Source organism: Corallococcus terminator (assembly GCF_049194865.1).
GTDB classification, from domain to species: Bacteria; Myxococcota; Myxococcia; order Myxococcales; family Myxococcaceae; genus Myxococcus; species Myxococcus terminator_A.
The window spans coordinates 189,992-208,685 of the sequence record NZ_JBLZWL010000016.1 but is presented as its reverse complement, the minus strand read 5'-3'; the positions used below and the strand labels follow the sequence as shown (position 1 = coordinate 208,685).

15 protein-coding genes are annotated in these 18,694 nt (G+C 69.9%); 8 read left to right on the top strand and 7 right to left on the bottom strand.

Annotated elements, in window-relative coordinates; all coding sequences use genetic code 11:
- Positions 1-13: 13 nt before the first annotated feature.
- Positions 14-2,362, bottom strand: coding sequence for an alkaline phosphatase PhoX (locus ACN469_RS08555; RefSeq protein WP_498765995.1), 2,349 nt, complete (start codon positions 2,360-2,362; stop codon positions 14-16).
- Positions 2,363-2,970: 608 nt separating this feature from the next.
- Between ACN469_RS08555 and ACN469_RS08550 the strand changes: the two genes are divergently transcribed.
- Positions 2,971-3,348: a DUSAM domain-containing protein gene (locus ACN469_RS08550; protein ID WP_498765993.1), complete on the top strand. Its 378-nt coding sequence runs from the start codon at positions 2,971-2,973 to the stop codon at positions 3,346-3,348.
- A gap of 15 nt (positions 3,349-3,363) precedes the next feature.
- On the opposite strand, the gene ACN469_RS08545 is transcribed toward ACN469_RS08550, so the two are convergent.
- Both ACN469_RS08545 and plpQ read right to left on the bottom strand, forming a co-directional pair.
- Positions 3,364-3,915 carry a DUF192 domain-containing protein gene (locus ACN469_RS08545; RefSeq protein WP_498765991.1) on the bottom strand — a complete coding sequence of 184 codons (552 nt, stop codon included), beginning with the start codon at positions 3,913-3,915 and terminating at the stop codon, positions 3,364-3,366.
- The gene (plpQ, locus tag ACN469_RS08540) at positions 3,912-4,313 is read right to left on the bottom strand and encodes a motility regulator PlpA (protein WP_163868031.1); all 402 of its coding nucleotides are present in this window, start codon (positions 4,311-4,313) and stop codon (positions 3,912-3,914) included. The genes ACN469_RS08545 and plpQ overlap by 4 nt, the downstream gene beginning before the upstream one ends.
- Before the next feature lie 25 nt (positions 4,314-4,338).
- On the opposite strand from plpQ, the gene ACN469_RS08535 reads away from it, so the two are divergent.
- The 3 genes from ACN469_RS08535 to ACN469_RS08525 all read left to right on the top strand — a co-directional run bounded on the left by ACN469_RS08535 (position 4,339) and on the right by ACN469_RS08525 (position 7,831).
- Positions 4,339-6,699 carry a hypothetical protein gene (locus ACN469_RS08535; protein ID WP_498765989.1) on the top strand — a complete coding sequence of 787 codons (2,361 nt, stop codon included), beginning with the start codon at positions 4,339-4,341 and terminating at the stop codon, positions 6,697-6,699.
- A gap of 65 nt (positions 6,700-6,764) precedes the next feature.
- Complete coding sequence (locus tag ACN469_RS08530; RefSeq protein ID WP_498765987.1) at positions 6,765-7,292, top strand: SRPBCC family protein; 528 nt, start codon at positions 6,765-6,767, stop codon at positions 7,290-7,292.
- A gap of 71 nt (positions 7,293-7,363) precedes the next feature.
- A complete protein-coding gene (locus ACN469_RS08525; RefSeq protein ID WP_498765985.1) occupies positions 7,364-7,831 on the top strand; it encodes a DUF4440 domain-containing protein in 468 nt (155 codons plus the stop codon).
- Positions 7,832-7,874: 43 nt separating this feature from the next.
- On the opposite strand, the gene ACN469_RS08520 is transcribed toward ACN469_RS08525, so the two are convergent.
- Positions 7,875-8,846 carry a homoserine kinase gene (locus ACN469_RS08520; RefSeq protein ID WP_498765983.1) on the bottom strand — a complete coding sequence of 324 codons (972 nt, stop codon included), beginning with the start codon at positions 8,844-8,846 and terminating at the stop codon, positions 7,875-7,877.
- Positions 8,847-8,938: 92 nt separating this feature from the next.
- Between ACN469_RS08520 and ACN469_RS08515 the strand changes: the two genes are divergently transcribed.
- Entirely contained in the window at positions 8,939-10,519 is a 1,581-nt protein-coding gene (locus tag ACN469_RS08515; protein WP_498765981.1) for a tetratricopeptide repeat protein, read from the top strand.
- Between the two features lie 18 nt (positions 10,520-10,537).
- Here ACN469_RS08515 and ACN469_RS08510 read toward each other — a convergent pair whose 3' ends face one another.
- From ACN469_RS08510 to ACN469_RS08500, 3 genes are read right to left on the bottom strand one after another with little or no spacing between them, the layout of a single operon-like run.
- A complete protein-coding gene (locus ACN469_RS08510) occupies positions 10,538-11,032 on the bottom strand; it encodes a hypothetical protein (RefSeq protein WP_498765979.1) in 495 nt (164 codons plus the stop codon).
- A 7-nt stretch (positions 11,033-11,039) separates the two neighbouring features.
- A complete protein-coding gene (locus ACN469_RS08505; RefSeq protein WP_498765977.1) occupies positions 11,040-12,371 on the bottom strand; it encodes a cyclic nucleotide-binding domain-containing protein in 1,332 nt (443 codons plus the stop codon).
- A gap of 40 nt (positions 12,372-12,411) precedes the next feature.
- Positions 12,412-14,526, bottom strand: coding sequence for an FHA domain-containing protein (locus tag ACN469_RS08500; protein WP_498765975.1), 2,115 nt, complete (start codon positions 14,524-14,526; stop codon positions 12,412-12,414).
- Between the two features lie 172 nt (positions 14,527-14,698).
- On the opposite strand from ACN469_RS08500, the gene ACN469_RS08495 reads away from it, so the two are divergent.
- The 3 genes from ACN469_RS08495 (at position 14,699) to ACN469_RS08485 (ending at position 18,691) form a co-directional block, all read left to right on the top strand.
- Positions 14,699-16,180: a TldD/PmbA family protein gene (locus ACN469_RS08495; RefSeq protein WP_498765973.1), complete on the top strand. Its 1,482-nt coding sequence runs from the start codon at positions 14,699-14,701 to the stop codon at positions 16,178-16,180.
- Positions 16,181-16,198: 18 nt separating this feature from the next.
- Entirely contained in the window at positions 16,199-17,542 is a 1,344-nt protein-coding gene (locus ACN469_RS08490; protein WP_498765971.1) for a TldD/PmbA family protein, read from the top strand.
- A gap of 123 nt (positions 17,543-17,665) precedes the next feature.
- Positions 17,666-18,691 (top strand): ParB/RepB/Spo0J family partition protein, encoded by a 1,026-nt coding sequence (locus ACN469_RS08485; protein ID WP_498765969.1) that lies wholly within the window; start codon positions 17,666-17,668, stop codon positions 18,689-18,691.
- Positions 18,692-18,694 lie beyond the last annotated feature (3 nt).

The window sequence follows — 18,694 nt, the reverse complement described above, 5'->3', positions numbered from 1 at the left end:
GACGGGCGCGCGACTACGGCCAGACGCTGTAGCTGTCCTCGCCCGGGTGCTGGACGCTGACGAACAGGGTCTTCATGTCCGGGCTGAACGCGGGGCCGGTGGCCTCGGCGTCGCTCGGCATGGACAGCACGCGGAAGGCCTTGCGGAAGTACGCGCTGTCCCGATGCGCCGGGTTCTGGTTCAGGTAGTAGATGCCGTCGGCCACCTTGTTGACGCCGAAGTTGCCGTCGGTGCCGAACCACACGCCGCCGTCACGGTCGATGGCGATGTTGTCCGGCTTGGCCGCGGAGAACTCCGGCGTGGCGCTCGTCGCCGCCATCTCGCCCTTCCACACGCGGAAGAAGGTGAACGTCCGCGAAGTGCCCGGCGCCGACGGGTTGGCCTCGCGCATTCCGAAGAGGGAGCCCACCCGGTCCGTCGCCCGGTTGTCCGTGGCGCCACGAGCCTTCGACACCCATCCCCCATCCTGGCCCCGCGTGGCGGTGGCGACGCGGCCCTGCTGGTCCAGCGCGGTCGGGTCACCGTGCTCGGTGAAGGCCACATACAGGAGCGGCGTGCCGCTGGGGTCCTTCGGGTTCCACTCGAGGTCCTCGGGGCGGTTGAGCTCCATGACGCCGACCTTGTTCGCGGCGGACCACAGCAGCTTGCGCACCTGGTCGTCGTCCGTGAAGCCGCCGATGGCGTTGTAGCTGACGTCGCGCAGCGCGGTGCCCACCGTCATCGTCGGCTGCCCGAGCGCCTCGCCGTTCGGCGCGAGGTCCGCGCTGTCCAGGCTCAGCGCCACCCAGCGACCCTGTCCCGGCACCTGCTCGGTGGGGATGGCGCCGCCCACCAGCGTGTCACCGGTGCCATTGTCGAGGCCCGCGAAGTGCGCGGCGTAGAGCGTGCCCTGGTCGAGCAGCGCGCGAATCTCCGCCTTCGTCATGCCCGCCGTGTACGGACGGCTGGAGACGAACTTGAAGATGCGACCGCCGCGACGGTCATCACCGCCGTAGATGACGATGGGCTGGTCCGCGAGCAACTTCCAGTTCGCGTCGACGACGAAGGCCGCGTTCTCCCAATGGGCGCGGCCCATGATGCCCAGCTTGCGATGACCCGCGCCGGGCTTCGATGCGTCCTTGCCGTACCAGAGGTCCGCCGGCTGGCCCGGGTCGATTTCGGTGAGGAAGCCGTAGCCGTCCTTCCGATGCGACGAGCGCGCGTCGGAGCTGATCATGTCGCCCGATGCGGGAGACGCGAAGTCGGGGGCGAGGGGTGCGCCGGCCACCATGCCGGGCGCGTTGGGAATCCAGTCGTTCTTCCCGGTCCACAGGCTGCCTTCCGGGTCGCCGTAGACGCCCTGCACGTTCTCCTCACCGGTGAAGAGGGTGCCCCACGGCGTCTGTCCACCGGAGCAGTTGGAGTGCGTGCCGGCGACGACGCCCGCGGGCAGGTCGGCGCCAGAGTCATCACGGTCCACGCCGGACAGCGTGACGCCGACGACCTTGGCCAGCGTCGCGCTGGAGGCGTCGTAGCGGAGGTTGCCCGCGTTGCGGTCCACGGCCCACTCGCCGGTGGCGGGGTCCTGCACCACGCGCATCCAGGTGCCGCCGACCTGCTTCTTCCATTCCTTGTTGTAGGTGATGAGCGCGTCGTCCTGCCACGTGGTGCCGTCGGTGACGGTGTTGGACAAGGTGCCGCTGTTGCGGAGGAAGCGCGCGAAGTCCAGGTGCTGACCGATGGGCGCGGTGCCGACGCGGGGCTTCGTGCCGGAGATGTACTCGTGGTTGATCCACATCCACCCGGCGGCGCTGCTTCCGTGGAATTGGGGCGCGTTGTTCTGGGCAGACCAGCCGTCACCGAAGAACGCGATGTAGTCCACGTTGGCGCCGAAGCGCGCGCCCGTCTTGCTGAAGGTGATGGGGTCCATCCACTTGATGACGGTGGAGGAGAACAGGCCGGGCACGGTGCGCACGGAGTCGGTCGACGCGGAAGACAGCGGGAAGACGAGCGGCGTGGGCAGTGAGCCGGCGACCACCTGGTCCACGCGAGCCTTCACGTACTCGGCGAGGTTCGTGGCGCCGGTGCCCAGGTCTCCACGGAAGGTGAGCGCGATGACGGAGGACAGCGGCGTGCCAGCTTCGACGCCGGGAGTGCGCGTCACCGCGCCAGGGCCGGGCTGTCCCTGTGAGCCAGGGCCCGCGGGACCGGGCGCGCCGTCTTCGCCAGGGGTGCCATCGTCACCAGGGGAGCCCGGCTGTCCATCCGAGCCATCCTGTCCATTGGAGCCAGCGGGGCCGGTGGCACCCTCGCAGGCGGTGATGGCCAGGGTGCTACCCAGAAGCATCGCGCCGGTCGCGAGCCGCAGCAGTCGTGAAGACATGAAGCACTTCCTCCAGGGGTTCCGCGCCCGACACGCGTGGGCACGAGCGCGAGCGCATCCTGAGGAGGCCGTGTGGCGGCAGCTTGTTCAATGCGTCACTTCTTCATCACGTCACGCTCGGGCAACGTCACGTGCGGGCAACGGACGTGGCTCTGCTCTACGAGTCGCGCGTCGGGGTCGCATTGTAGGTTTGCACTTGCCCCCATGACAGCCACGAAGACCTCCGTTCTGGCGGTATTCATCGCCGCATGCTCGCTTCAATGCGCCACTGCCGGGAGTTCCTGCATGGACAGCGAAACGTGCTGCCTTCAGGCCCACCCCGGCAATCCGGCCGCATGCGGCCTCACGAACGCCGAAGCAGCCACCATTCTCGCGGCAAGTGGGGCAGCGACGGCGATTCTGGCCACGTCGAGTTCTCCCACCGAAGCAGGGGAGGAAGACGACGCTGATGATGGGTGGCGCCAGCACTGCATCGACAACTACGTTCGGTGCAAGAGTCAGATGAAGCCCCGGTGGGTCGGGGACTGCTATGCCTGCATTCGACATTGTGAAGGCCAGCGCCAATGGCCCTTCGGCCAGTGCCACCCACGTCGCTAGGAATCGTCCGTATGCCTGACCAACGCACCTGGGATGAAATCTGGGAACTGAACCAGCGTGTCACTGACCAGGGGCAGCCCTTCGTCCTCACGGATGACCTACGCCAGCTCCTGCGAGTCACCGCGTCGGACGTCGCCATTGCGCCAGCGGAGGTCGAGCAGGCGCTCGCAAGTGATGCCAGCGCAGCAGCACTCCTGAAGGAGGTAGCGAAGCGCATCCGTGTGGGCTCGCGCCGACTGTCCCAGGCCATGAGCGACGTCGATCAACGGAAGGAAGCTGGCGACATGGACGGCGCGCGACAGGTCATGCAGGACCTGCTTGAGATAGAAGTCGTGCCGCACTATCGGGACATCGCCCAGACGTATCTGGACGCGCTGGACGACCCGTGAAGAGCTGAGCGGACCCTAGGGCACGATGCTGATGTTCGACACGCCCTCGAACTCCACCTGCGCGCCCTTGCGCACGCCCATCTTCTCCGCCCAGCCCGCGGGGACCTCCAGCACGTACTGGCTGGGCGCGCCCACCGAGCGCGAGTCGAGCGTCTTCGGCACCGCGCGCGACACCACTCCCGCGATGTGCAGGTCCGCGGTGATGAAGATGATGTCCAGCGAGATGAGCGTGTTGCGCATCCAGAAGCCCTGCATCTCCTGCGTCGGGAAGAGGAACAACATGCCCTTCCCCTCCGCCAGCTCCGTGCGCCACATCAACCCGCGCTGACGCGAGTCCGGCGTGGCCGCCACCTCCACCTCCACCCGATGCACCCCACCGAAGGCGTCCTTGAGCCGCACGTGCGCACGCGGCAACGTCGGGCTCACATAGTCCTTCGAGGTGACGTCAGTGACGGGCGGTCGCACGGGGGCCGGAGGCGTGGAAGGCTGTCGGCCCTGCGCTTCCTGCTGGCAGGCACCCAGCAGCAACGCGAGCAGCAGGACCGTGAGCCGACGCGTCGTCTTCATGAATGCTGGGGATGCAGCGGCTTGTTGAGCAGCTTCTCGGTCAGCTCGGGCCCCAGGCTGTCGGACATGAGCCGCTCCACCACCGTCTCGAACTCCACCCGCTGCGAATCACTGCTGTAGATGAAGCGGATGCCCATGCCCGGCTCGTCGCCGTCCGCCTTGGACCACACCACCTCGCCCAACAACTCGAAGGGCGCCTCCCGATGGGGCACCGTCAGCTTGAAGAGGAAGCGCGTGCCGATGGGCAGCGGCTTCTTCGTCTTGATGAACGTGCCACCCTTGCTGATGTTCTTCGTGTAGTCCGCGAAGAACGAGTTGAGCTTCTTGTAGTCGACCTTCAGCTCGATGGGCGCTCGCCCGTGCTGGCGGTGCTCGGGACCTGTCTTCTGTTCGGACATGCGGCTGGGGAGTATAGGGGAGGCCATGGAGCAAGTCCTCACCCGTGCCCGCGCTCTGTTGCGCCGCCCGGCCGTCCTGGCCCCCCTGCTCCTGCTGGCGGGCGGCGGCTCGGCCCTCATCCTCCTCCCCCTCTTCGGGGTCCCCGGCTTCGAGTTGAGCCTGGCCCTGGCCATCGCCGTGGGTCTGCTCGGCGGGGGTCCAGGCGTCGCCGCGGCCTTCCAGGAACGTCGGATCATTCTCGGCCAGGAGCCCCGCCCCCCCACCGCCGCCGCTCCCCAGAGCCCCGGCGCCGCCGTGGGCCGCGCCCTGGGCACCGCCGTCCTCCTCAACGTCGGCGCGCTCGTCCCCCCCTTCCTCGCCTCCACCGTCTTCGCCTGGCTGCGCACCTCGTGCGACCCCTTCGAGCTGGTGGGTTTCTATCCCATGCTCACCCTCCCCTCGGCCGTCCTGGCCTCGGCGTCGGGAGTCCTCTGCGGCTTCAAGGCCCGGCGGCCCTCCCGAGCGGTGGGCCTGCACGTGCTCCTGGTCCTGCTGTCCCTCATCCCCACCGTGTGGCCCATCGTCGCGGGCCCCCAGGTCTTCGCCTTCAACCACTTCCTGGGACACCTGCCCGGCCCCCTCTATGACGAGGCCCTGGTGATGACGCCCGCGCTGGGCTGGTTCCGCCTGGAGACCCTCCTGTGGGCATGGGTCCTGGTGGGGCTCGCCGCTGGGCTGCTGGACCTCGGCTCGGGAACCGTGGGCCGCGCCGGCCTGCGTCCCTGGGCGCTGGTACCGCTCGTGCTCCCCCTGGCCGCCATCCTCTTCCTGGAGGTGAAGGGCCCCCAGCTGCGCACGCGCATGACGGACGCCTACCTGGCGGACACCCTGGGCGGCGTGCGCGACACGGAGCACTTCCGCCTCCACTACCCCCGAGGCAAGGCGCGCGAGGACGTGGACCGCCTGGCCCGCGACATGGAGTTCCGGTGGATGCAGGTCCACCGCTTCCTCGGCGTGGCCCCCACCGAGCGCATCCGCGTGTGGCTCTATCGCAACGAAGAGGAGAAGCAGCGACTCGTGGGCGCTGGCCGCACCCAGTACGCCAAGCCCTGGCGGTACGAGCTGCACATCCAGGACAAGCCCTTCCCCCACTCCACCCTGCACCACGAGCTGGCGCACGTCATGGCCGCCCCCGCCGGCAGCGGCCCGTTCCGAGTCACCACGCGCCTGGGACTCTGGCCCCTCATGGGCGTCATCGAGGGCTTCGCCGTCGCCGCGGACGGCCCCGCCCAAGGCGACCTCACGCTTCACCAGTGGGCCTCCGGCATGCGCCGCCAGAAGCTGGCCCCGGACATGCGCGCGCTGATGGGCCCGCGGGGCTTCTACCAATCCGCCCCCGCCCGCGCGTACACCGTGGCCGGCTCCTTCCTGCTGTACCTCGCGGACACCTACGGCGCGGACAAGCTGCGCGCCCTCTACGCCCACGCCGACTTCGAGGACGCCTACGGACGCCCGCTGGATGAGCTGGTCTCCGAGTGGGAGCGCTACGTGGACGCCCTGCCCCTCGACGACACGGCCATCGCCCGCGCCTTCGCGCGCTTCCGCGCCGGCAGCCTCTTCAGCCGCGCCTGCGCCCGTGAAGTGGCCCGCCTCACCGAGTCCGCGCGCGCCTCGCTGGTGGGAGACCCCGAGGACGCGCTGGAGCGCTACAACCGCGCCGCCGCGCTCCAGCCCGAGGAGCCCTCGTTCCGCCTGGGCGAAGCCGCCGCGCTGTCCTCGCTGGAGCGCTACGACGAGGCCACCGCCGTGCTCTCCACGCTCGCAAGCCAGGTGAAGGCCCAGGCCGTCACCGCGGCAGAGGTCGCCATGGCTCGCGCGGACGTGGAGGCCCGGCGCCAGCAGCCCGAGCAGGCACGCGTGTATCTGGACGAGGTCCTCTCCCTGGACGCCACGCCCGAGCTGACGCGCACCGCCCAGGTGAAGCTCGCCGCGCTGGAGTCCACCGCGCGCCGCGAGGCCATCGACGCGTACTTCCAGTCGACGCGAGAGGAGCTGCGGCTGCTCATGCTGACGCGCGCGCTCCAGGCCGTGCCCAATGACGTGTACCTCAACTACCTCCTGGGCCGCCGGCTCCAGCAGGTGGGCTCGCCCGTGCTCGCCGGCGAGTACCTCCAACGTGCGCTGGCGGACGGTTCGCTGCCGGAGGCCCTCCGCCGGGAGGCCCTGCGCGTGAAGGTGGAGGCCTCCTACCTCGCCGGGGACTGCGGCGCGGTGCGCCACGAGGTCGGGGTCCTTCCAGACTTCGGCACGGCCTTCAAGGCCACCGCCCAGGAGTGGCGGGAGCGGTGTGATTTCGAGGAGAAGACCTTCCGGGGGCCCCTGGTGCCACGACAGGCTTTCCGCTAGCCGCGCTTTCCGCTAGGCAGGCAGCCCACACAGCGGCGACGAGCCAGGCCATCAGGAGGGAAGCGATGCGGTTCGAGACGAGGCAGCGAATCCAGGGGACGGTGGACGAGGTGGAGCGCGCGCTCCTCGATGAGCGGTACTTCGAGTTCCTCCTCAAGTACCACGGCGTGTTGCTGGAGCTGGCGCCGATTGAAGTCAAGACGGAGGGCGACCTCGTGAAGCGCAAGGTGCGCTACCGCCCCAAGCCGGTCATCGAGAGCATCGGCCCCAAGCGCGTGCCTCCCGAGTGGTTCGCCTTCATCGAGACGTCCACCTACGACAAGCGCCGCAAGGAGCTCACGTTCACCAACACGCCCACGTCGGGCACCATCTCCAAGATGCTGGTGAACACCGGCACCATGCGCTTCCGTGACCTGGGCGCCGGGCAGACCGAGCGGGCGATGGACGGCGAAATCTCCCTCAAGCTGCCCTTCCTGATGAAGCCGCTGGCGCTCATCGGCGAGAAGATCATCCAGGGCGAGGGCCTCAAGATTCTCGACAACGAGATTCCGGTGCTCAACCGGTTCATCTCCGAGGTCATCCGAAAGAGCTGAGGCACGCGGAGTGCAGGTGGGGTCCGGGGAATGGGTTGACTTCTCATCCATTGTCTTCGTAAGGCCCCGCCATGCTCATCCGCTTCCTCGCTGTCTGCGCCCTGACCCTCCTGGCCGCCTGCGCTCCGAAGCGCATCCCCGGCACTGAAATCGACGACACCTCCGATACTCGGGCCATTTTGTCAGTGATGGAGCAGTACCGGTCTGCCATCGAGGCACGCGACGCGAACGGCATCCATGCCCTCGTGTCCAAGGACTTCCGCGAGGACGGCGGCACGCCCGGCGACCCCGAGGACGACCTGAACGCGACCAACCTCGTCCCCTACCTGGAGACGCTCTTCCCGCAGCTCCAGTCGCCCAAGGTGGAGCTGGAGGTGCGCCGCGTGCAGGTGGGCAAGGACGTGGCCACGGCCATCTACTACTGGAAGGTGAGCTGGCGCATGCCCAGCCTCACCTCCCGCCCCCAGAAGGAGGCGGAGCTGGAGCAGATGGTGTTCCGGCTGGAGGATGGCCGCTGGAAGATTCTCTCCGGCATCTGAGGCACCCAGGCTCTCCGGGGCGCGCGCCTGGCGCCCCGAGGGCTCACAGCCCCAGCAACTTCGCGTAGCCCGTGGGGCCCATCGTCGACAGCGCGCGCGCCCGCGCCAGGTAGGTCCGGTAGTCCTTGCGCACCAGCTTGTCCGCCGGCAGCGGGGACAGGTGGTAGTCGCGGATACGGCTGGCCGTGAAGCGCACCGCCCCGAAGAGCGCGTGGCCAAAGAGGTTGGCCCGCTCCACGGGCGCCAGTGGCCGGACGTCCTGGTAGCCGCGCACCAGCGCCTGGCACAGGTCCGGAAGGTAGGCGCCGCCGTCGAAGCACCAGGCGTTCAGGGTGATGACCAGGTCCAACCCGTAGGCCTCGCGGCAGGCCATCTCGAAGTCGAAGAAGGAGCCCACGCTGACGCCCACCCACTTCACGTTGTCGGTGAAGAGGTCCGCGTGGATGACGCCGAGCGGCTCCAGGCCCTGGCGCTGGGACTCCGCGGTGTCGAGCAGGCGCCCGAGCTCCCCGGCGATGGCGACCAGCGTCGCATCCGAGTGGCGCGACAGCTCCGAGAGCCACCCGCGCACCACGTCCGGCGAGTACGGGTTGGCGCGCGAGCCACCGAAGGACTGCGTGTCGCGGTGCAGCTTGCCCAGCTCCGTGCCCAGCCGCTCCAGGTGCTCGGCGGTGAGGTTCGGGTGGCGCAGCTCCTCACCGGCCAGCCAGCGGAAGACGCTGACACGCCCGCCCTCCATCTCGACGAAGGTCCCGCCGTCGCGGGTGGTGAGCTGCACGGGCGAGGGGAAGTGGTGGGCGGCCAGGTGGGCGAGCAGCGCGGACTCGAAGCGCAGGTCGTCCGGCGAGCGCACCGTCGTGTGGCGAACGAAGTAGCGGCCGGAGTCCGTCTCCAACCGGTGGTTGGTGTTGATGGAGCCCTGGGGGATGGGCGTCACGCTCTTCACACTCCCCAGCCCGAAGGTGTCGGCGACACGCGTGAAGACCTCGGGGGACAGCGCCGTGTGGACCGCCATTGCTCACTCCTCCCATGCTCGGGGCCCGCTCCATTGACACCTGGGAGGGGCGTACCTAATAGCATCCAACTCCAGCGCGGGGAGATGGGTCCATGGGCACCGACGTTCAGGGCGACTGGAAGCGGCGCGAAAGTTGGAAGAGCGCGCTGACGCAGGTGGCCGTGGTGGCCGTGGTGCTCGCGGGCGCCGTCACCTACTTCGTCCACCGGGGCGCGGTGCGAAAGGAGACAGAGGAGCGCATGCGCGCGGCCCGCTCCGCCGCCCTCCGGGGCAACCCCGCTGACCTCGCTCGCGCCATGGCGGAGCTGGAGACGCTCTTCCAGGTGGACGCCCAGGCTCGCGACGGACAGGCCCTGGCCGCCGACATCCAGACGGTGCTGTGGCTGGAGCACCACCAGCCCGGCGCCGACACCAAGGCGCGCGAGTACCTGTCCCGCGCCGAGGAGCTCGACTCCCGCTCCGGTGAGCGCTACAGCGCGCGCGCCCTCCACCTGCTCGCGGAGGGCAAGACGGCCGAGGCCGAGAAGTACCTCGCGGACCTTCAAACGCAGGGCGCCAACAGCCCCCGGCTGACGCTGGCCCTGGCCCTCACGCTCCAGGCGAAGGGCGACCTGCCCGGCGCGCGTCAGGCCTTCGCCCGCGCCGCCGAGGGCGCCTACCGGGACACGCGCTTCACCACCGCGTACGCGGAGGCCCTGCTCGACGAGGGCCAGCACGCCCAGGCGGTGGAGGTCTTCGAGAAGACCACCCACGTCAACCCGGACCACCTCATGGCGCGGCTGGGCTCCGGCCTCGCGTACGTGTACCAGGGCAAGAAGCTGGAGGAGGCGCAGCGCGCGCTCGCCTCCGCCGCCGAGAAAGAGGCCGAGCTGACGCCCTCGCTGCGCTCCCGGATGGGGGCGCTCAAGGCGGAGCTGGCGCTGTCACGGGGCGCGGCTGACGAGGCGTTGCAGGAAGCAGACGCCGCGCTGAAGGCGGTGCCGGATGACGTCTACGCCCTCTTCGCGCGAGCGCGGGCCCTGTCGGCGCGGAAGGTCCCCGAGGCGCGCGCCGCCTTCGAGGCCGCAGTGGCGAAGCGACGCACCGCTCCCCTGCTCTACCTGGATGGCGCGCGCAGCCTCCAGGCGTCCGGCGACGCCACCGGCGCGCTGGCCCTGCTCGACGCATATGAAGGCACCTTCGGCTCCATCCAGGTGGCCTCCGCCGACGGCAAGAAGGTCGGCATGCTGGAGCAGGACGGGCGCTACTGGCTGGCGCGAGGCGGGTTGCTGGAGTCCGCGGGCCGCCAGGACGACGCGCTCGGGGCCTACGACAAGGCCATCGCCGCGAAGGGCGTGGGCCTGTCGCGAGCGCAGTACGCCAAGGGCGCGCTGCTGGTGCTGCGCAAGGACTACGACGGCGCGAAGGCGCTGCTCGCCACCGTGGCGCCGGACACGGGCGCGGGCACGCTGCCGGAGGCGTACACCGCCATGGGCGACCTGCTCTTCGCGCAGAGCGCCTTCGCCGCGGGCTGCCAGCACTACTACTTCGGCCTCGTGCGCGCCCGCTCCCAGGGCGCGACACGCGACGAGCTGGCCGCGCGCATCGACACCGTGAAGAAGGGCCTGGAGTCCTCGGGCCAGGGCGCCATGGCCAAGGCGTGGATGAACGAGACGGGCGTCCTGCTCCAGTAGCAGCAGCGCCCTGCTCGACTACAGCAGCTCCGACGCCTCCAGCGGACGGTACTTGGCGCGGACGATGCGCCACTCACCGTCGGGCTCCTTCTCGAACGTGCCCTCGATGAGATAGGCGTTGAGCACGCTGTCCGCCGCCAGGTCCTTCAGGTTCTCCGCCTGGGAGCGCCCGAAGATGAAGCGGGCCTGGAAGTCGCCCTGCGACGGCGAGACTTCGTGCACCTCCAGGTTCGTCGTGAAGATGCGGACCCACTGGCCGCGCAGCACCTGGCCCGTGAGCACGCCCCTGACCTGCCGGTTGTCCCAGCCGCCGTCCGTCTTGAAGCGCTCGGACACGCCCTCCATCACCCCGGAGATGTCCTTCTGCTCCGCGGCGCGCGTCATGGTGATGACCTGCCGGGTGATGGCCTCCGGGACGCCCGGCTCCCGGCGTGGCCAGAAGAAGAGCACCGCGCCAGCCGCGACGAGCGCCAGCGCCACCCCCACCACCTTCGAACGCGACAGCATCACCATGGACTCCTCACGCCGCCTCGGGCTCGAGCACCAGCTCGTCCGCGTCGATGATCTCCAGCGGCCGGAGCGCCTCGCCAATCTGCTTCAGGCGGCGGTCCGACAGCTGCTCCAGGTACGTGCGGATGTGAGGGAAGGCGCGGACCAGCTCGTGGAACGCGTTGCGCTCCAGGAAGGCCGCCGCCGTCTTGCGCGTGGCCGCCACGGTGGCCGACGCGCGAAGGCCCGTCAGCAGGGAGATCTCCCCCGCCACGTCACCCTCGCGCAGCACGCCCAGCGTCACGGTGCCGCCCGCCGGGTCCTCCTTCTGCACCACCAGCTCTCCGGCCAGCACGAGGAACAGGCCCGGCGAGTGCTCGCCCTCCACCAGCACCTTCTCGTGCCCCTGGAGCGCGCGGAAGGCGAAGCGCTGGAGCAGCGCACCGCGCTCGGACTCCGGCAGCGTCTGGAACATGGGCGACGTCGCCATCAGGTTGCGCGCCATGCGCTGCTGGACGAAGTCCGCCAGGACCTGCGGCACGGTCGGGTGATTCTTCGCCACCGCGTTGAGGTGCTCGCGCCGAATCTCGAAGACCTCCGTGTCCGACACCGCCGACACCGTCGCGGTGGGCGTCGCGCCCGTCAGCAGGGCAATCTCGCCGAAGATGGAGCCGCCGCCGAGGAAGCCCAGCGTCTTCGCCTCGCCGTCCATCTGCCGCGTCACTTCCGCCTTGCCGGCGACGAGCACGTAGAGGTGGTCGGTCGGCTCGCCCTCGCGGCTCACCACTTCTTCGGGCCTCACGCGACGCCAGGCCATGCGACCCACCAGGTCGATGAAGGCCTCCCGGTCCAGGTCCGCGAACAGCGGCAGCGGGGGCCGGCTGTTGGGGTCCGCCGAGCCGCCCGGATCCGGCGCGGCCAGCACCTCGATGGCGCGGTTGGAGAGCTCCTCGCCGACGAGGCCCATCAGGTCCGTCTCCACCTTGCCGTCGTAGAGCGTCTCCGGCGGCAGCGGAGGGGGCACGGCGGCGCGGCCCGGGGCGCTGCGCACCGCGCGCGAGTGGACGCGGATGAGCGTGTCCTTCAGGCGCCGCTCATTGGGGGCCAGCTCCAGGGCCAGCTTGCACGCGGCCATGGCGGACAGCAGGTAGTCGCGGCGCAACAGGCCCTCCGCGCACGCGTGGTACGACGTGACGGCGCGCTCGCGCTCGCCCAGCTCCGCCAGACACCGGGCCGCCATCATCCGCGAGCGGTGGTCCGCGGGGACGCGACGTACGGCCTCCGCGAACACGGCGAGGGCGCGCTCGAACTGACGCTCCTCGATGAGGTCCATTCCGAGTTCACGCAGCGACGACTCGCTCATCCCATGTCTCCACGAACCTTCGTTGTTGCGGCGGCGGCGCTCAAGGCTGCATCTCGCTCAGGTACATCTCCGCCTTGCGCTTCGTATCCGAGCCATCGGGCGCTGTCTCGATGACAATCTTGAACTTCACCGCCGCGGACGCGGGGTCCCTGTCGCGCTCGATATACGCGCGCATGTAGAGCTCCTCCACCTTCTTCTGCAGCTCGTCCAGGCCATCGCGCGCCCGTCGGTCTCCCGGGTTGAGGCGCAGGGCCTCGCGGAAGTTGAGCCCCGCGCCAGCCAGGTCGCCCTTCTTCAGCGCGGCGGACCCCGCCGCGAGCGCCGCCGACGCGAGCTGTTCATCCAGCGTGTTGCCCAGCGAGCCCTGGAAGCCGATCTGCCGGTACAGCTCCGCCGCCCGGCGCAGGGGCTTCGACGCCGACTCCAGCGCGTTGGACGCCATCTTCTTCTGCGCGTCATCCAGCGCGCGCTGGAACTGGGGGATGAGCGTCTTCAGCTGGCGCGCCCGGTCCTTCACGTCCTTCTCCGCCTTGTACTTCTCCGTGACACGGTCGCACTCGAGCACCGCGCGCTGGTAGTCCCCGCCGTTGAAGCGCCGCTCCACGTCCGTGAAGGCCTCCTCGATGAAGAGCTTGCGCTGCTCCTTGGCGTTCAGCGCGGCGCGCTCGCGGTTGGCGCGGTCCCTGCGCGCACCGTCCGCGGACTCCTTCGCCAGCTCCGCCTCCAGATCAATGAGCTTCTGCGAGAAGGCCGGCCTGTTCACGTCCGGCACCTGCGCGAGCAGCGGCCGGGCCGCCTCGGGGTCTCGGGCCGCGAGCGCCTCCTCCATCTTCTGGATGCGCCACGCGACGTCCTGCTCCTCCAGCTCCGCCTCCAGCTTGCGCCGGATGTCGTCCATCTTGGCCGTGCCCTGCGGCGCGGCCTCCAGCTTCACGCGAGCCTGGTCGAACTGCTGGGCCGTCATCAGCGCGCGCACCTCCTCGAAGGACTGAATCACCTCCAGTTGCTTGCTGGCCGCGCGGCCCAGACCCTCCTCGTCGACCCCCGGCCGCAGCTTCTCCGCCTCCTCGACGAGCCTCACCGCGGTGGCGTAGTCGTCCGCGCGCACCGCCTCGCGCGCCTTCTGCATCAGCAGCTTGGAGCGCTCGATGCTCGGATCCGGCGGAGGCGGAGGAGGAGGCGCCGAGGGCATGAACAGCAGGCCCAGCATGAGCAGCACCACCACGCCGCCGCCCACACCCACGAGCAGCTTCGTCCTCGAGTTCGCTCCGCCCCCCGTGACGACGCTCCTCGGAGGCGGTCGGGAACGGGGAATGGCGATGGCGCCCTTGCCCTTGTTCTGTCCCTTGTCCTGGAGCCCCTCCGGCACCCGGTAGTTGGCGTTGGTCATCTCGTTCAGCCGGGGATCATTCGGATCCACGTCCGAACCACGCGCCGCGCCCGCCGCCTTCCGGGCTTCGTCCTTCTCCTTGGCGGCCTCCTCGCGCTCGCGCTTCTCCTCGACCTCGCGGGCCTCCGCCTGGGCGCGCATCTCCTTGATCTGCTCCGCCTCGTCCACGAAGCGCAGGCGCGTCTTCCCCATGGCGATTTCGTCGCCGTGCTTGAGGATGCACTCGTCCACGCGCTGATCATTCACCTGGGTGCCGGAGATGCTGCCCAAGTCCCTCATCGCCACGCCGGCCTGGCCGTAGACGAGCTCCAGGTGCCGCCGCGACACCGACTGGTCGTCCAGCACGAAGTCGCAGTCCTTGCCGCGCCCCACCACCATCCGCACGCCCTGGAAGCGCTTCTTGCGCCCCCGGTCCGGCCCGGCCAGCACCAGCATCTGCACCGGCGGACCAGCGCGCGTGGACTCGGAGTTGTCGTCGTCGTCATCGCGGCGCGACTCTTCCTCGCGCGACTCGGGCACGGCGCCCACGCGCGTCTCGTCCGTGCGGGAGCGCGGAGGCTGCGCATCGCCGTACAGCTCCGGATTCGCGGGGCCATCGGGGCCATCGTCCCCGGAGGCAGGTGCGGCGAAGTCCTCGTCGGCGGGTGACGCCTCGCGCGGAGGGCGAGCCCGGGCTGACGGCTTCGCCGATGGAGAGTCCGCCCCCGCGTCCGGGCCGGAACGGCCGGCGCCAGCACGAGGAGAGGATGGGGGACGAGCAGGCATGGGGTGGGGTCCAGGTTCCGAAACGCTCGGCATCTTAAAGCGCCGCACCCACGGTGGGAATGCGACAGGCCCGCCCCGGGGAAAGAACGGGGGCCATTGTCCGTTGCTCCGGGAGATTTCCCCTCCTATGTAGGTTTACACACCCCCAACGCTTCACCGAGGGAGTTCCCGAATGCCCCGAGCGTCCGCGCCGACCCGACGCGCCCCTTCTTCCCAGCTCGCCCCCCTGGCGGCCCGGCGGCCCTCGCCCGCCCCCCTGCTGCCCCAGGCACTGCTCGAGCGACTGCTGGCGGTGGCCATGGAGCGCGGGGGGGACTTCGCGGAGGTCTACGTGGAGCGCACCCACAGCACCAGCGTGGTGCTGGAGGAGTCGCGCATCAAGAGCGCCCAGACGGGCCTCGTCCAGGGCGTCGGCGTGCGGGTCATCTCCGGCGGCAAGGTGGGCTACGCCTTCTCCGACGACTGGGACGAGCCCGCGCTGCTGCGGGCCGCCTCCACGGCGGCGATGATAGCCCAGGGCCAGGGCTCCGAGCGCGCCTTCCCCGTCTCCCGCGTCGCGGTGCCCAGCCACTACCGCGTCCCCACCCCGCTGTCGGACGTGGAGGTGTCGCTCAAGGCGTCCCTGCTGACCCGCGCGGACCAGGCGGCGCGGGCCTTCGACTCGCGGGTGTCGCAGGTCAACGGCGCCTATGTGGACCAGACGCGGCGCCTCGCGGTGGCCAACACGGAGGGCCGCTACGCCGAGGACACCCAGGACCTGTGCCGCATGTCCATCCAGGTGGTGGCGCAGGGCAAGAAGAACGAGCGGCGCACGGGCTCGTACGGCGGTGGCGGCCGGGTGCCGTTCACCCACTGGGCCACCTTCCCTCCAGAGGACGTGGGGCGTGAGGCGGCGCGGCAGGCGGTGGCGACCATTGGCGCGGTGGACTGCGCGGCGGGCCCGCAGACGGTGGTGCTGGCGCCCGGCTGGAGCGGCATCCTCCTGCACGAGGCGGTGGGCCACGGCCTGGAGGCGGACTTCATCCGCAAGGGCACCTCGCTGTTCGCCGGCAAACTGGGGCAGAAGGTCGCCTCCGAGCTGGTCACCGTCATCGACGACGGCACGGTGTCCAGCGGGCGCGGCTCCATCAACATCGACGACGAGGGCACCCCGGGCGAGCGCAAGGTCCTCATCGAGAACGGCGTGCTCAAGGGCTACCTCTACGACAGCCTCAACGCGAAGCTGATGGGGCAGCGCTCCACGGGCAGCGGGCGGCGCGAGTCCTTCCGGCACCTGCCCATTCCGCGCATGACGAACACGTTCCTCGCGCCGGGAAACCACCACCCCGACGACATCCTCAAGGAAGTGAAGCGCGGGCTGTACTGCGCGACCTTCGGCGGCGGGCAGGTGGACATCAGCAACGGCAACTTCGTCTTCGAGGTGAGCGAGGCGTACCAGATTGAAGACGGCAAGCTGGGCCGGCCGGTGAAGAACGCCATCCTCATCGGCGTGGGGCCGGAGGCGCTGAAGAACGTGTCCCGCGTGGGGAATGATCCACAGGCGGATCCAGGCATGGGCGTGTGTGGGAAGAACGGGCAGTCGATGCCGGTGGGCGTGGGCTTGCCCACGGTGCGCATCGACAACGTCACCGTCGGCGGAACCCAGGTCGGTTGAGAGAGAGCGCCAGACACCATGGACTACCAGAAGCTCGCGAAGAAGATTGTCCAGCGCGCCGTGAAGAAGGGCGCCCGTCAGGCCGAAGCGTTCCTGGAGGTGGGCCGCCAGAGCAGCGTGCGCGTGCGCGAAGGACAGATTGAAGACCTCACCCAGTCCACGTCCAAGGGCGTGGGCCTGCGCGTCGTGCTGAAGGACCGGCTCGGCTTCGCCTTCACGTCGGACTTCGAGCCCTCGGGCCTGGAGCTCCTCGTGGACCAGGCGCTGAAGCTGGCCGAGGCCGCCGCGCCCAGCAAGCTCAACGGCCTGCCCGGCGTGAAGGAGCTGGGCCGCTTCGGCGACACGGGCGAGCTGTATGACCCGGCCGTGGCGAGTCTTCCCGGCGACTGGAAGGTGAAGGCCGCGCTGGAGATGGAGAAGGCGGGCCGCGCGGAGGACTCGCGCGTCACGACGTTCAACGCGGTGGGCGCCGGGGACTTCGTGTCCGAGGTGTACGTCGCGTCGTCGGAAGGGATGGCCGGGGGCTACTCGGGCACGTACGTGTACCTGTACGCGATGCCCGTGGCCGCCGCGGACGGCCAGCTCCAGAAGGGCTACTGGCTGGACTACAAGCGCTTCCTCGCGGACCTGGAGTCGCCGGAGTCCATCGGCCGCGAGGCGACGCGGCGCGCGGTGCGGATGCTGGGCGCCAGGCGCGTGAAGACGCAGCAGGTGCCGGTGCTCTTCGACCCGCTCGTCACCGCGTCCTTCATGTCGGGCGTGGCCAGGGCGGCCAGCGGCAACGCCGTGCACCAGCAGGCCAGCATGCTGGCGTCGCTCCAGGGCAAGCGGCTCGCGAGCGAGCACGTCACGCTGGTGGACAACGGCCTGTTGCCGCGAGGCATGGCCACCGCGCCCTTCGACGGAGAGGGCGTGCCCACCCGGCGCACCCCCATCATCGACCGGGGCGTGATGTCGAGCTTCCTCTATGACGCCTTCACCGCGCGCAAGGCGAAGGCGCGGCCCACGGGCAACGCCAAGCGCGGCTACAACGCGCTGCCCTCCATCGGCACCAGCAACCTGTACCTGGAGGCGGGCACCACGCCGCCCGAGCAGCTCATCCGGGAGGTGGACCGGGGCTTCTACGTCACGTCGCTGCTCGGCCACGGGGCCAACCCCGTCACGGGCGAGCTGTCCGCGGGCGCCAATGGCCTGTGGATTGAGAACGGCGAGCTGACGCACGCGGTGCAGGAAGTCACGGTGGCCGGCAACGTCCTGAAGATGCTCCAGGACATGGACGGTATCGGAAACGACTTGCAGTTCCGCGGCACGGTGGGCGCGCCCACTGTCCGCTTCCGGCAGCTCACCCTCTCGGGAGAGTAGCCCTACCTCCCGCGTCCCTTTAGCGTGGGCGACGCGGGAGGCCACCCTCCCCCACTCGGTGGGGGAGGCGCATGTCAGGGCCTCCGGCTACACCTCTCGTCCGCAGCGCAGGAGGGCGCACCCATGGCAGCGAAGTCCGCACGGAAGAAGACGGCCGCCGCCGCGAAGGCGAAGCCGGCGACCCACAGCACGCCTCGCAAGCCCCGCCGCAAGAAGGCGGACCCCAAGTCCCGGGGCCTGACGCCCGCGGATGTGGCCAGCGACTCGGTGGAGTACCCCATCGAAATCCTCGAGGCCGTGCGCACCGATGGCGGCGAGGTGCTCGGCGTCTACCGCGAGCCGTTGGGTGGACATCCCGTGGTGCTCGCGGTGCTGCCCATCGACAAGGTGGAGCCCACGCCCTACCAGCGGGACTTGTCCGAGCCCCACGTGAAGCGGCTCGCCAGCGCCATGGAGCGGCTGGACCGCTTCCTGGACCCCGTCATCGCCGTGCGCAAGGACGGGAAGTACTGGACGCCCAACGGCAACCACCGCCTGCACGCGAGCAAGCTGCTGGGTGCGAAGTCCATCATCGCGCTGCTGCTCCCCGACGAGGACGTGGCCTATCAAATCCTCGCCCTCAACACGGAGAAGGCCCACAACCTCAAGGAGCGCTCGCTGGAGGTGGTCCGCATGTACCGGGGCCTCGTCGGCGCGGGCCGCGAGGGCAAGGAGACCGCCTTCGCGCACCTGTTCGAGGAGCCCTCCTTCGTCACGCTCGGCGCCGCGTACGAGAAGCGCCCCCGCTTCTCCGCGGGCGCCTACCACCCCTTCGTCAAGGTGGTGGAGGACTTCCTCGACAAGCCGCTCGTGGACGCGCTCGCCCTGCGCGAGGCCCGGGCGGACCGGCTCCTGGAGCTGGACGACGCCGTGGTGGCCGTCGTCAACGGCCTCAAGGAGCGGGGCATGCAGAGCCCCTACCTCAAGAACTTCGTCGTCGCCCGCATCAACTTCCTGCGCTTCCGCAAGAACGGCGGCAAGCCCGACTTCGACGAGACGCTGGACCGGATGCTGGCCAGCGCGCTCAAGTTCAACCTGGAGTCCGTCAAGCGCGAGGACATCGGCCGGATGGGCGGTGGCCCTGTTGAGTCGGACGAGGACCACGGATAGGGA

Bases quoted from the DNA above. Each gene is read 5' to 3' on its own strand.
- ACN469_RS08555 (WP_498765995.1), bottom strand. From the start codon at position 2,362: ATGTCTTCACGACTGCTGCGGCTCGCGACCGGCGCGATGCTTCTGGGT.
- ACN469_RS08550 (WP_498765993.1), top strand. From the start codon at position 2,971: ATGCCTGACCAACGCACCTGGGATGAAATCTGGGAACTGAACCAGCGT.
- ACN469_RS08545 (WP_498765991.1), bottom strand. From the start codon at position 3,915: ATGAAGACGACGCGTCGGCTCACGGTCCTGCTGCTCGCGTTGCTGCTG.
- plpQ (WP_163868031.1), bottom strand. From the start codon at position 4,313: ATGTCCGAACAGAAGACAGGTCCCGAGCACCGCCAGCACGGGCGAGCG.
- ACN469_RS08535 (WP_498765989.1), top strand. From the start codon at position 4,339: ATGGAGCAAGTCCTCACCCGTGCCCGCGCTCTGTTGCGCCGCCCGGCC.
- ACN469_RS08530 (WP_498765987.1), top strand. From the start codon at position 6,765: ATGCGGTTCGAGACGAGGCAGCGAATCCAGGGGACGGTGGACGAGGTG.
- ACN469_RS08525 (WP_498765985.1), top strand. From the start codon at position 7,364: ATGCTCATCCGCTTCCTCGCTGTCTGCGCCCTGACCCTCCTGGCCGCC.
- ACN469_RS08520 (WP_498765983.1), bottom strand. From the start codon at position 8,846: ATGGCGGTCCACACGGCGCTGTCCCCCGAGGTCTTCACGCGTGTCGCC.
- ACN469_RS08515 (WP_498765981.1), top strand. From the start codon at position 8,939: ATGGGCACCGACGTTCAGGGCGACTGGAAGCGGCGCGAAAGTTGGAAG.
- ACN469_RS08510 (WP_498765979.1), bottom strand. From the start codon at position 11,032: ATGGTGATGCTGTCGCGTTCGAAGGTGGTGGGGGTGGCGCTGGCGCTC.
- ACN469_RS08505 (WP_498765977.1), bottom strand. From the start codon at position 12,371: ATGAGCGAGTCGTCGCTGCGTGAACTCGGAATGGACCTCATCGAGGAG.
- ACN469_RS08500 (WP_498765975.1), bottom strand. From the start codon at position 14,526: ATGCCTGCTCGTCCCCCATCCTCTCCTCGTGCTGGCGCCGGCCGTTCC.
- ACN469_RS08495 (WP_498765973.1), top strand. From the start codon at position 14,699: ATGCCCCGAGCGTCCGCGCCGACCCGACGCGCCCCTTCTTCCCAGCTC.
- ACN469_RS08490 (WP_498765971.1), top strand. From the start codon at position 16,199: ATGGACTACCAGAAGCTCGCGAAGAAGATTGTCCAGCGCGCCGTGAAG.
- ACN469_RS08485 (WP_498765969.1), top strand. From the start codon at position 17,666: ATGGCAGCGAAGTCCGCACGGAAGAAGACGGCCGCCGCCGCGAAGGCG.